The sequence below is a fragment of the Acinetobacter sp. AOR12_HL genome, assembly GCF_027855275.1.
Lineage (GTDB): Bacteria > Pseudomonadota > Gammaproteobacteria > Pseudomonadales > Moraxellaceae > Acinetobacter > Acinetobacter baumannii.
The window spans coordinates 70745-82623 of sequence record NZ_JAKTIJ010000025.1; the positions used below are offsets into that span (position 1 = coordinate 70745).

The window sequence follows — 11879 nt, forward strand, 5'->3', positions numbered from 1 at the left end:
GACTGAAACGAAATGCTTTGTTCAACAAGGCAAGGGTTTATTCATCCTAAATTTCGCAAATTGGAAGTCTTATGAATCACGTACAGTTTGATTTAATTGTTGTCGGAGCAGGTATTTTAGGTTTGTCCGCTGCAATACAGGCACAAGAACAAGGCTTGAAAGTTTGTATCTTCGAGAAAAATGCCAAGCCTGTGGGCGCAACTCGCCGTAATTTCGGCATGGTTGGAACATCGACCTTAACCCATCCAGAGCAACAGTGGCGAAAGTACGCGCTTGAAACGCGTTCTTTTTATCAACGCATTCAGGCTGAAACCGATATTTCATTTGCTCAACGCCAAGGTGTCTATCTGGCAAACACTGCACTTGAATGGCAGGTTTTAAATGAGTTTGCCGAGCGTGCAAATAACTACCAAATTCCAGTTCATTTGTTTAGCCATGAGGAATTGGTCACCCAATTTTCTTATTTAAATCCTTCGCAGCAGTTTCAAGGCGGTTTGGTTTTTGAAGAAGACTATTCGGTCGAACCGCATATGATTGGGCAGCGACTGTTGGCATATGCCGAAAGAAACGGCGTAAAGATTTATACCAATGCCTGTGTTGTTCAAACCCAATATCAGAAGGAAAGTTGTCAGGTTCGTTTGGCAAGTGGCGAGGCATATCGGGCAAATAAAGTTTTGATCTGTCACGGTGAAGTCATCGATGTTTTATATCCAGATCTCTTACAAAGCTTGAATCTGAAACGTTGTGGCCTACAAATGGCCCTGACTCAACGGTTTCACCAAAACTTAAATACTTCTCTTTATTCAGGCTTATCTATTTCACGTTATCCGGCTTTTGAAATTTGCCCAAGTCATGCCGAGCTAGTTAAAGCATCACAGCAGGGTTTCATTAAAGAATTCGGTATTCATATTCTGATTAAACAAAACGAATTTGGCGAACTGATCGTAGGCGATAGTCACGAATATCATTCAATTGATGAAGCGCCTCAGTTCGAGCAGCGTGAAGAGATTAATGAGTTTATTCAAACATACTGCCGCCAAAAACTAGGGCTGAATTTACCTCCAATTCAAAAACGTTGGAATGGTTATTACCTGACCCATGAACATGAGTTGGCCTGTGTCACTGAAGCTGAAAAAAATATCTTTCTGGTGAGTGCGATTGCTGGCAAAGGCATGACTACAGGGGCTGGCTTTATGAAAGAAATATTAGAACAAAATATTTACTAGTTTGTCATCTGGTTTAAACCAGATTGATGTATATTGAAATGAACGCGAAAGAAATGAGTAACATTATGAACATGCAACCCCAACTCGATATGGATTTAGAGAACAAGTATTTGCTCCTTACTCCAGGACCATTATCAACATCGGCAACAGTACGCCGTGCCATGCAAAAAGACTGGTGTACTTGGGACCAAGAATACAACTCGCTGGTACAAGATATTCGTAATCGACTGGTAAAGTTGGCAACCAGCGAACCTGAAAAATATACGGCTGTGTTAATGCAAGGCAGTGGAAGTTTTGCTGTGGAGTCTGTGCTTGGGTCAGCTATTCCACGTGATGGCAAAATCTTGATCATTAATAATGGCGCATATGGTGCACGTATGGTGCAAATGGCGCGTTGCCTAAATATTGAAGTGATCGAGCTGAACTATTTAGAAACCCAAACACCAGATTTACAAGAAGTTGAGCGTGTTTTAAAAGATAAAACCATTAGTCATGTTGCTTGTGTGCACTGTGAAACCACCACTGGTATTTTAAACCCGATTCAAGAGATAGGCCGTTTAGTTAAAGCGGCAGGAAAAATCTGGATTGTGGATGCCATGAGTTCATTTGGTGGAGTACCTATGGATATGGCTGAGCTTGAAATTGATTTTCTAATTTCAAGTGCAAATAAATGTATTCAAGGTGTTCCGGGCTTTGGCTTTATTTTGGCAAAGCGTGATTGTCTAGAAGCATGTAAAGGTTTGGCACGTTCGGTTAGCCTCGATTTGTATGATCAGTGGAATACCATGGAGCAGCATAACGGCAAATGGCGTTTTACCTCGCCAACCCATGTGGTACGTGCATTTTATCAAGCATTGCTTGAGCTTGAAGCCGAAGGGGGAGTTGCTGCACGTTATCAACGTTATTTACAAAACCAACAAACCTTATCTAAAGGTATGCAACAACTTGGCTTTGAATTGGTGCTCGGTGAAGAGTGCCCACAATCACCCATCATTACCACTTTTCTTTACCCAACAGCCGAGAAATTTAGCTTTCAGTCATTCTATGAAACGCTAAAAAAATCAGGCTATGTAATTTATCCGGGCAAAGTCACAGATCTCAACTGCTTCCGTATAGGCAATATTGGCGAAGTTTATATTCAAGATATTGAAGGGCTTCTTGCTGCAATTGCGAGCTACTGCGAAAACCACCTAAACCAAGCTGTAACAGCATAATTTTTATTAAATTAAGGGGATACATCATGACAACCAACAACACACAAATTCAGGCTGTGGTTTTTGACTGGGCTGGTACAACAGTAGATTTTGGCTCACGCGCACCAATTTTAGCTTTTATGGCTTTATTTAAAGACAATAAAGTTGAAATTACGGTTGAAGAAGCGCGTGCGCCCATGGGATTAGAGAAACGTGATCATATTGCAGCAGTTTTAAAAATGCCGCGTGTAGCAGCGGCATGGCAGGAAGTATATGGGAAACCTGCAACTGAAGCAGATATTGACCGTTTATATAAAGACTTTATTCCGTATCAGTTAAATTCTATTCCGAAATGTTCTGCTTTAATTCCGGGTGCATTAGAAACGTTTGAAAATATTAAAAAGCGTGGTGCAAAAATTGGCAGTAACACGGGCTATGCATCCATGATGATTGGTCGTTTAGTTAAAGATGCTGCTGATCAGGGTTACCGACCGGACTGTATCGTTACTGCCAGCGACGTGAAATATGGCCGTCCATATCCTGAAATGCTATGGAAAAACTTAATTCAACTCGATGTATCCGACATCAAAACCGTTGTAAAAGTAGATGATACTGTGGTGGGAATTGACGAAGGTTTAAACGCAGGTTGCTGGACAGTCGGGCTTGCGATTAGTGGCAATGAAGTCGGTTTAAGCTATGAAGAGTGGAGCGCATTATCGGCCGATGAACAGATTGTTCTAAAAGATAAGGCATACCAAAAAATGAATGCGTCGGGCGCTCACTATGTGATTGATAGTGTCGCTGATTTGCCAAATGTACTCGATGATATTGAACGCCGTTTGGAGCAGGGTGAACGTCCTTAAAGATAGTTTAGGCCAATATATTTTTAAGCTTAGCTCCCTTGGGAGCTAAGCTTACCTAAAAAATTAAAATGAAGAGTAATAAACTCTACATATGTGGAAATAAGGAATAACTTTGAGGAGTAAATTCCTTATTTCTTGCTAACGATCCAAACCATGTGTTTAGTTCGTTAGACCATCAATCCTATAGTCATAGGACCTATAGGATTTTTTGTGATGGATCTTTTACGACTTTTGAGGGTCGTATATTTTTTCTTTAATGAATAGGGCTGGTATCACACCACAAATCAGGTAGGCAGCACCCATGACGACAAAACCTAAACCAATTGAGCCGCCAGAGGCTAAGAAACCAATTGTTGCAGGGGCTAATGCAGCGCCTAAACGTCCGACGTTATAAGCACCACCAATGGCTGTACCGCGAATAGCAGTCGCAAAACTTTCGGTCATGTAGGTTGCATTTACGCCATACGGGATGCCGTAGAGGAAACCAAAGGTGACCAGTAAATATAAAATGTTGCTTGGTGAGTTATAAAAAACGATCAGAGGTAGGAAAATAGCAGTACCAATTGCACCAAAAGCATAGGTAAAGCGACGCCCTAATTTATCGGCCATCATACCCGCAAGAACTTTACCTAAAATCATAGCGGTATATGTACCTACCATATAGGCGGTCATTTCCTTAAATTTCATACCCAGTTCGCTTTCTAGATATGACGGCATCCAGTTATTTACGCCATAGTAGCCAAACTGTAAAAAGCCTGCCGTTAACGCCCATAAGATAAACATATTACGGTTTCGTTTATCTTGGAAAATAAGCTTAAATGCCGAGGTTTTCGATGCGTTTTGAGCCATGACTGGTTGTTGTAGTCGAGACTTTTGCCATGCTTCTGGTTCTGGTACAAGAATATGCATGAGGACAGCAATAACAACAGGAATAATCGCAACATAAAACAGCATGCGCCAGCCATGATCAGGAATAATCCAGCCTGCAAGCAAGGTCGCAACAATGTAGCCGACAGTCCAGCCAGCTTGTAGCGTGCCTAGTACTGTGGTGCGATAACGGGTTGGGACATATTCGGCCATGAGGGTATTACAGGCGATATAAAGTGAACCTAAACCCAGTGATGCAAAAAATCTTAAAATACCAAACTGAAGAAAGCTCTGGGTAAAACCTAAACCACAGGTGAGGAGCGAGAAAGTTAAAATAGAAATAATCACAATGCGCACGCGACCAAATTTATCGCACGCCCATCCCCCAAAAATTCCACCAACAGCCATACCTGCCAATGTAAAACTGCCAAGCATACCTGCTTGTACTGAACTTAATCCAAAATCTGCCTTAATACTATTTAAGCTATAAGACAGCAGCATCAAATCTGCACCATCTACCAATAGTGCTAGAAATGCAAAAATAAATGCTATTTTCCACGTATGAGGCTGTATACGAGAAAGACCTTCTTTGTAATTTGTAGCCATAATCCATTACCTACATTTGATAAAAAGCACTCCAAGTCGTTTTAAAGTGCTTAAAATTTAATTAAGACGCAGCGCGAATCATGTTTCGGGCAATAATCATTTGTTGAATTTGAGTGGTCCCTTCATAAAGACGGAACAGACGAACATCTCGATAAAAACGTTCAATGGCATATTCACTGATATAGCCCGCACCGCCGTGAATTTGTACGCAGCGATCAGCAACGCGGCCACACATTTCGGTTGCAAACATTTTTGCGCAAGAAGCTTCAGTGCTAACATTTTGCCCTGCATCGCGTAGGCGGGCAGCGTCTAAGACCATACATTTAGCTGCATAAATTTCAGCTTTTGAGTCAGCAAGCATGGCTTGAATGAGTTGGAATTCGGCAATCGGTTGTCCAAATTGCTTGCGTTCGATGGCGTAATTTAAAGAATCATCTAGCATTCGTGTTGCTGCACCGACGCTCAAGGCAGCTATATGCAAACGGCCTTTATCCAGCACTTTCATAGCAGTTTTAAAACCAACTCCTTCAACACCACCAATGAGTGCCGAAGCAGGGATGCGGCAATTTTCAAAAATAACGTCACAGGTATGGGCGCCTTTTTGCCCCATTTTTTTATCGCGCTTGCCAAGAGAAATGCCTGGAGTTTGGCTATCGACAATAAAAGCAGAAATACCACCAGCACCTTTAATGTCAAAGTTTGTGCGTGCCATGACTGTAAATACACCAGCATGAGGTGCATTGGTAATAAAACGTTTGGTGCCGTTTAACACATAAAAATCGCCATCTTTTACTGCACTGGTTTTTAAAGATGCCGCATCAGAACCTGCATCCGGTTCGGTTAAGCAAAAAGAGCTGATCACTTCACCACGTGCTAAACGCGGTAAGAAAAAGGATTTTTGTGCTTCGGTCCCATCAATAATCAGGCCACTTGAGCCAATGCCATTATTGGTCCCAATGAGAGAACGAAAAGCAGGAGAGGTACGACCCAATTCAAAAGCCACATAGACTTCTTCTTCCATCGTCAGGCCAAGACCTTCGTATTCTTCAGGAATGGTTAAACCAAATAAACCGAGAGCTTTCATTTGCTCAACGATATCTGGAGGAATTTCATCCGTTTCAGCGACTTCATTCTCATGAGGAATTAATACACCTTCAACAAATTGTCGAATCATATCAACAAGTTGATTTAAGGTTTCCTGATCTCGAATCATAGTCTCGTCCTTTTACTACATGCAAAAAACATCAATGTGATGTTCGTAAAATCACCAATATTTGAAGCGATAGTAATCAAAGGATGAATGCAAAACAATATATTTTTGAAAATTAATTTCGCAATGCGATACTTTATTGTTGATTTATGTTTGGCTAATTTATTGATTTATTTAAGCTATATTTTCTTATAAAAAATCATTATTTTTAGTGGAAAATTAAAGTTTGATTTTTCAAGAGAGCTGTGTATATTAAAAATATATATCGCTATGCGAAATTTTAAATGGATAAGTTTTCCTATAGGAAATAAGTCACAAAATATAGTGGGATAAAGATGGGTGCTTTAAATGGAATTCGGGTGCTTGACTTAAGTCGGGTATTGGCTGGACCTTGGTGTGGACAGATTCTTGCCGATTTAGGCGCAGAAGTAATCAAGATTGAACGACCGAAAGTTGGTGACGATACCCGTTCTTGGGGGCCACCTTGGATGAAAGATGACTCAGGCCAAGACACTCAAGAAGCTGCATATTATCAGTCTACCAACCGTAATAAATTATCGGTTGCCATCGATATTGCCAGTCCTGATGGTCAAGAATTGATTAAAGCCCTCATTCAAGACACCGATGTCGTGATTGAAAACTACAAAGCAGGGTCTTTAAAAAAATACGGTTTAGACTACGAGTCTTTATCTGCGATTAATCCTAAACTGGTGTATTGCTCAATTACAGGTTTTGGTCAAACTGGTCCCAGAGCAGAAGAACCCGGTTATGACTTTATTATTCAGGGCATGGGGGGACTCATGTCGGTCACTGGTGAGCGTGATGATTTGCCGGGTGGCGGTCCACAAAAAGTAGGCGTTGCATTTTCTGACTTAGCCACGGGGCTTTATTCTACGATTGCCATACAGGCTGCTTTACTCAACCGCCATGTGACGGGTTTAGGCCAATACATTGATATGGCTTTGCTTGATGTTCAAATTGCCACAATGGCAAATCAGGGAATGAACTATCTTTCATCGGGTAATATCCCTAAACGTTATGGCAATGCACACGCCAATATTGTGCCTTATCAAGTGTTCAAAGCTTCTGACCGTGATTTCATTATTGCATGCGGAAATGACACTCAGTTTATTCAACTCTGTCGTAGTATTGGTTTACCCGATTTACCAAATGATCCGCGTTTTGCCCGAAATGCAGACCGAATTAAGCATCGTGATGAAATTATCGGAATTTTACAAACTCACTTTTTAACAAAAACAGCAGATGAATGGGTAGATGCAATCTATGCGGCTAAAGTTCCCGTAGGTGTGATTAATAACTTGGAACAAGCTTTTCAAGAACCGCAAGTAATTGCCCGAGAAATGTTAGTCGAGATGAACCATCCTCAACGTAAAAAACTGAAGGTAATTGGGTCACCAATCAAACTTTCGAGAACACCCGTTGAATATAAAACAGCACCGCCGCTGCTGGGTGAACATACGCAGGCCGTTTTGGGAAGAGTGGTTTCTTCGGAAAAACTAGCTGAGCTCAAAGAAAAGGGCGTAATTGGGTAGGTGGCTTAAAAGCGGAAGGTTAAAATTATATTTAAAATCAGAAAATAAAATATTTAATCTTTCGCTTTAATAAGTTAAATGAAGTTATCTTTAAAATGCATACTAGGATGTTTGCTCTTTTGCTATTTATTGAAAAAATAGATTATAATTTTCGCAGTGCGAAACAAAATGTGGATTGGTATGACAATGAACGATGCAGTTGATGCAGAACAGACAGAAAAATTATTAGCGCCTTTAAGGCATGAATTATTACATCCGATTGAAGATATGCAGGATGAAAATGATCGCCAATTTATTACTGCATTAGCACGTGGTTTAGAGCTATTACGTTGTTTTACGCCTAAACATCAGCATTTGGGCAATCAAGAGCTTGCGCAGATGACAGGTTTGCCAAAACCAACCATTACTCGCCTCACACATACCTTGTCGCGTTTGGGCTATATCAAACAAGTACCTAACTCAAGCAAATTTCAGCTTTCAGTAGGAGTTCTTGCATTTGGTTATTCGATGCTGTCTAACGTATCGATTCGCTCTATTGCTCATCCATATATGAAAAATTTGGCAGACTATGCTGGTGCTGCTGTAGCCATGGCAACACGCGATCGTCTGAATATGATTTATCTTGACGTGGTGCAAGGCAAAGGCAATATGACCATGCGCCGTCAAGTCGGAACGTATTTACCGATTCATTTAAGTTCAATGGGACGTGCATGTTTAGCTGCCATGCCAGAAGATGAAAGAGAGTTCTTGCTTAATGCGATTCGTAACAAGCACAAAGAAGACTGGATCAAAATTAACCGTGATCTAGACAAAGCGTTTAAAGACTACCAAGATTTTGGTTATTGTTTTTCAATTGGCGAATGGCATAAAGATGTCAATTCGGTTGCGGTTCCACTCATTCATGAACAACATGGTTTATTGGTGTTTAACTGTGGCGGCCCAAGTTTTATTATGAATCGTGAAAAACTTGAAGAAGATATTGCACCACGTCTTTTACATATGGTGAATAATATTCGTACCGAGATTAGCTAAACCTATTTGATTCATTTATAAGAGCCAGCTTTGTTTTTTTAAGGCTGGCTTTTTAATGGGTAAGCTTTAGGCTGTTTGGTTGTGAAAGTTCGGTTTCCGTTTTTCTTTGAAAGCACTTAATGCTTCTTTAAACTCGGAACCTTGTAAACAACGCGAGAAAATAGTCGACTCATGGTCAATACGATTGAGTAGATCATCAATTGGCATATCTCTTAGTAACTTTTTACTGAGCTGTAAGGCTTGGCTTGGTTTGTGAGCGAGTTTAATTGCCATATCTTCAACTACCTGATCCAGCTCATTGGCTTCAAATATTTCATTTACCAGACCATAATTTTTTGCTTGTTCCGCCGAAAACTTTTCACCGAGTAAAATAATTTCCGAAGCTCGAGCAAAGCCCAATAATCTTGGCAAGATGTAACTTGAACCCGCTTCAGGTACAAGCCCCAAATTCACAAAGGGGAACTGAAAAATAGAGTTTTGGCTTGCATACACAAGGTCGCAATGTAGAAGCATAGTGCTGCCAATGCCAATTGCCACACCATTTACTTTAGCAATAATCGGTTTTGGAAACGTTGCCAAGCTTTTTAAGAAAACAATCGAAGCGGGTGGTTCTGAAGTGGTGGTATCTCGTTTTTCAAATGCGTTTACATCATTGCCGCTAGTAAATGCGGAGTCTTCACCACTAAGCACAACCACATGAATGTCTTGATTAGTTGCCGCTTGATCCAATGCCTGACTTAAAGCTGCATACATTTCATAATTAATTGCATTCTTTTTAGGGGGATTACTCATGGTGAGCGTTAGTATATTTCTATCAAAATACTTATGAATTGTGCCTGTTTTAAGCTCGCTTTGGGTTTTGTTGTTCTGCTGCATCATTCATTCCTTTAAATAATTTTCCGTCTAAAATTTAAACTGATGCTATCGAAAAATAATTCCGTTATCAATTATTTTGTTTTATATTGTGGTATAAAATTTTGTATTGTGAAATTTTTAACTTAAATTACTTTAAATACTGATAGGATTTATGCGTAAATAAGCATCTAGCCCTGCTAAGGAAATAAGAGGCTGGCTATAGAACAGTGAGTGGAAAGAATATGAAGACCAAAATTACAGAATTATTTGAAATTGAGCATCCAATTATTCAAGGCGGTATGCATTATGTTGGTTTTGCAGAGCTTGCTGCTGCGGTTTCGAACGCGGGCGGGTTAGGTATTATCACTGGCCTGACTCAGCGTACACCTGAAAATCTGGCAAAAGAAATTGCACGTTGCCGAGAAATGACCGATAAGCCTTTTGGCGTAAATTTAACCTTTTTGCCTACCGTAAATACTCCTGATTATCCGGGTTTTGTAGAGGCAATTATTAAAGGTGGCGTAAAGATTGTAGAAACAGCAGGGCGTAATCCTGAACAGGTGATGCCATATTTAAAGGCTGCTGGTATTAAAGTAATTCACAAATGTACTTCGGTTCGACATAGCTTAAAAGCTCAGCAAATTGGATGTGATGCAGTTTCTGTAGATGGTTTTGAGTGTGGTGGGCATCCCGGTGAGGATGACGTGCCAAATATGATTTTATTGCCTTTAGCAGCCGATGCATTAGAGATTCCGTTTGTTGCTTCAGGTGGTATGGCAGATGGACGCTCACTTGCTGCTGCTTTAGCGATGGGAGCCGATGGAATTAATATGGGAACACGCTTTATTGCGACTCAGGAAGCTCCCGTACATGCAAATGTGAAACAGGCGATTTTGAATGCAACCGAAAGAGATACGCGTTTAATTATGCGTGCTTTGCGTAATACAGAACGTGTCATGAATAATGCGGCCGTAGAAAAAATCGTGGCAAAAGAAAAAGCACTCGGCGATAACATTAAATTTGAAGATATTATTGAAGAAGTTGCAGGGGTTTATCCAAAAGTCATGATTGATGGCGATGTAAATGCAGGTGCATGGTCATGCGGTTTAGTCGCAAGCTTAATCCATGATATTCCGACATGCGATGAACTGGTTAGCCGGATTGTCAAAGAGGCAGAAGATATTATTCGCGGACGTTTATCAGGGCTTTTATAACGAACTATTAGCCTATTTTGAGATCAGCACAAGTTTTAATTGTGCTGATTTTTTGCATCACGCACACAATAATAAAGACATACAATGGCAAAAATTAAGCCTAAAATACAGACACCTGTCCATCCGTAGTGTTTCCAAGCATAACTTCCTGCCGTTGTGCCTAAAGCGCCGCCAGCAAAGTAACCTGTCATATAAATCGCGTTAAACCGCGAACGTAATTCTTGATTAAGTTTAAATACAATACTTTGATTGGTGACATGTACAGCAGAAAGAGAAGCGTAGAGAATGAGTAAGGCAATAATATAAAAGGCAAAATGGTAGGGTAAAAGTAAAAACAGAACCCAACTTAATATAAGGCCAATGCCGCAATAAATTGAAATTTTATGGATATAGCCTTGGTCAATAAATTTGCCTGAAAAATTAGCAACGAAAGTTCCTAACACGCCAACAAAACCGAAAAGGCCAATGGTAAAGTCGCTAAAAAAATAGGGCGCTGGAGCCAGAAGCAACGACATGGTGGTAAAGGTTAAACTCACACAAGCAAATGTGAAACCACCAATATAAGTTCTGGTTCTTAACCGTCGACTTTGAATAAAAATCTGTGGTAAAGAACGAATGGTTTTCGCATAGTTTTCAGATTTAGTCGGTGGAAATAACCCGATATTACGATGCAAAATAAAGGCAATCACAAGTAACAGAAAACCACTGACCAGATAAATAATATTCCAAGCGAAAAGCGTAGACATCAGTCCAGAAAGGGAGCGGGCGAGTAAAACCCCCATCATCAGTCCACTCAGTAAAAAGCCTACGACACGGCCGCTTTGTTGAATTGGAACCAGACTTGCAGCAAGCGGTAACAAAAGTTGAGCTGCGCTGGAAAATAGGCCAGTAATAACAGTGCCAAGCAGTAAAAGATAAATATTGTGCGAAAAACCGCTAATAATTAATCCACTTGAAGCCAATAACATAAAGATAAATAGCAGCTTACGCTTTTCTATTATGTCGCCCAACGGCATTAAAAGGAGTAAGCCACATGCGTAGGTGATTTGGGCTAGAGTTGGCACCCACGCTGTAGTGGTTTCAGTTAAATTTAGGCTTAGACTAATTGAATGAATAAGTGGCTGACTAAAATAATTTCCACCTGTACAAATGCCTGCGGCAATCGCCATTAAAATAATGGTTGGGGTATAGAGTGCGTTTTTCATCATGCCTATTGTCATAATGAAAGTGGAACTTTAATCAACACAACCATTACTGCTT

General features: G+C 40.4%; 10 protein-coding genes. 6 read left to right on the forward strand and 4 right to left on the reverse strand.

Annotated elements, in window-relative coordinates:
* The first annotated feature begins 71 nt into the window (after nucleotides 1–71).
* Genes MKL36_RS12980 through phnX form a run of 3 tightly spaced genes read left to right on the forward strand, consistent with a single transcriptional unit; the run spans nucleotide 72 to nucleotide 3282 of the window.
* Nucleotides 72–1226, forward strand: coding sequence for a TIGR03364 family FAD-dependent oxidoreductase (locus MKL36_RS12980; protein WP_021510313.1), 1155 nt, complete (start codon nucleotides 72–74; stop codon nucleotides 1224–1226).
* Nucleotides 1227–1252: 26 nt separating this feature from the next.
* Entirely contained in the window at nucleotides 1253–2440 is a 1188-nt protein-coding gene (phnW, locus tag MKL36_RS12985) for a 2-aminoethylphosphonate--pyruvate transaminase (protein ID WP_021510314.1), read from the forward strand.
* Nucleotides 2441–2466: 26 nt separating this feature from the next.
* A complete protein-coding gene (gene phnX, locus MKL36_RS12990; protein WP_000210523.1) occupies nucleotides 2467–3282 on the forward strand; it encodes a phosphonoacetaldehyde hydrolase in 816 nt (271 codons plus the stop codon).
* 222 nt (nucleotides 3283–3504) lie between these two features.
* Here the strand turns inward: phnX and MKL36_RS12995 are convergent, their stop codons facing one another.
* Both MKL36_RS12995 and MKL36_RS13000 read right to left on the reverse strand, forming a co-directional pair.
* Nucleotides 3505–4755 carry an MFS transporter gene (locus MKL36_RS12995; protein WP_021510315.1) on the reverse strand — a complete coding sequence of 417 codons (1251 nt, stop codon included), beginning with the start codon at nucleotides 4753–4755 and terminating at the stop codon, nucleotides 3505–3507.
* Between the two features lie 61 nt (nucleotides 4756–4816).
* Entirely contained in the window at nucleotides 4817–5968 is a 1152-nt protein-coding gene (locus MKL36_RS13000) for an acyl-CoA dehydrogenase family protein (RefSeq protein WP_000617419.1), read from the reverse strand.
* Nucleotides 5969–6300: 332 nt separating this feature from the next.
* Between MKL36_RS13000 and MKL36_RS13005 the strand changes: the two genes are divergently transcribed.
* Together MKL36_RS13005 and MKL36_RS13010 are read left to right on the forward strand one after the other, a co-directional pair.
* On the forward strand, nucleotides 6301–7518 hold the full coding sequence (locus MKL36_RS13005; RefSeq protein ID WP_021510316.1) for a CaiB/BaiF CoA transferase family protein: 1218 nt from the start codon (nucleotides 6301–6303) through the stop codon (nucleotides 7516–7518).
* A gap of 186 nt (nucleotides 7519–7704) precedes the next feature.
* Complete coding sequence (locus MKL36_RS13010) at nucleotides 7705–8550, forward strand: IclR family transcriptional regulator (protein WP_000996083.1); 846 nt, start codon at nucleotides 7705–7707, stop codon at nucleotides 8548–8550.
* A gap of 66 nt (nucleotides 8551–8616) precedes the next feature.
* Here MKL36_RS13010 and MKL36_RS13015 read toward each other — a convergent pair whose 3' ends face one another.
* Nucleotides 8617–9426 (reverse strand): enoyl-CoA hydratase, encoded by an 810-nt coding sequence (locus MKL36_RS13015; RefSeq protein WP_021510317.1) that lies wholly within the window; start codon nucleotides 9424–9426, stop codon nucleotides 8617–8619.
* A 221-nt stretch (nucleotides 9427–9647) separates the two neighbouring features.
* Between MKL36_RS13015 and MKL36_RS13020 the strand changes: the two genes are divergently transcribed.
* Nucleotides 9648–10619, forward strand: coding sequence for an NAD(P)H-dependent flavin oxidoreductase (locus tag MKL36_RS13020; protein ID WP_021510318.1), 972 nt, complete (start codon nucleotides 9648–9650; stop codon nucleotides 10617–10619).
* 35 nt (nucleotides 10620–10654) lie between these two features.
* Here MKL36_RS13020 and MKL36_RS13025 read toward each other — a convergent pair whose 3' ends face one another.
* Nucleotides 10655–11827 (reverse strand): MFS transporter, encoded by a 1173-nt coding sequence (locus tag MKL36_RS13025; RefSeq protein WP_086374144.1) that lies wholly within the window; start codon nucleotides 11825–11827, stop codon nucleotides 10655–10657.
* Nucleotides 11828–11879: the final 52 nt, after the last annotated feature.

Bases quoted from the DNA above. Each gene is read 5' to 3' on its own strand.
- phnW (WP_021510314.1), top strand. From the start codon at position 1,253: ATGTATATTGAAATGAACGCGAAAGAAATGAGTAACATTATGAACATG.
- MKL36_RS13025 (WP_086374144.1), bottom strand. From the start codon at position 11,827: ATGATGAAAAACGCACTCTATACCCCAACCATTATTTTAATGGCGATT.
- MKL36_RS13010 (WP_000996083.1), top strand. From the start codon at position 7,705: ATGAACGATGCAGTTGATGCAGAACAGACAGAAAAATTATTAGCGCCT.
- MKL36_RS13020 (WP_021510318.1), top strand. From the start codon at position 9,648: ATGAAGACCAAAATTACAGAATTATTTGAAATTGAGCATCCAATTATT.
- MKL36_RS12995 (WP_021510315.1), bottom strand. From the start codon at position 4,755: ATGGCTACAAATTACAAAGAAGGTCTTTCTCGTATACAGCCTCATACG.
- MKL36_RS12980 (WP_021510313.1), top strand. From the start codon at position 72: ATGAATCACGTACAGTTTGATTTAATTGTTGTCGGAGCAGGTATTTTA.
- phnX (WP_000210523.1), top strand. From the start codon at position 2,467: ATGACAACCAACAACACACAAATTCAGGCTGTGGTTTTTGACTGGGCT.
- MKL36_RS13005 (WP_021510316.1), top strand. From the start codon at position 6,301: ATGGGTGCTTTAAATGGAATTCGGGTGCTTGACTTAAGTCGGGTATTG.
- MKL36_RS13000 (WP_000617419.1), bottom strand. From the start codon at position 5,968: ATGATTCGAGATCAGGAAACCTTAAATCAACTTGTTGATATGATTCGA.
- MKL36_RS13015 (WP_021510317.1), bottom strand. From the start codon at position 9,426: ATGCAGCAGAACAACAAAACCCAAAGCGAGCTTAAAACAGGCACAATT.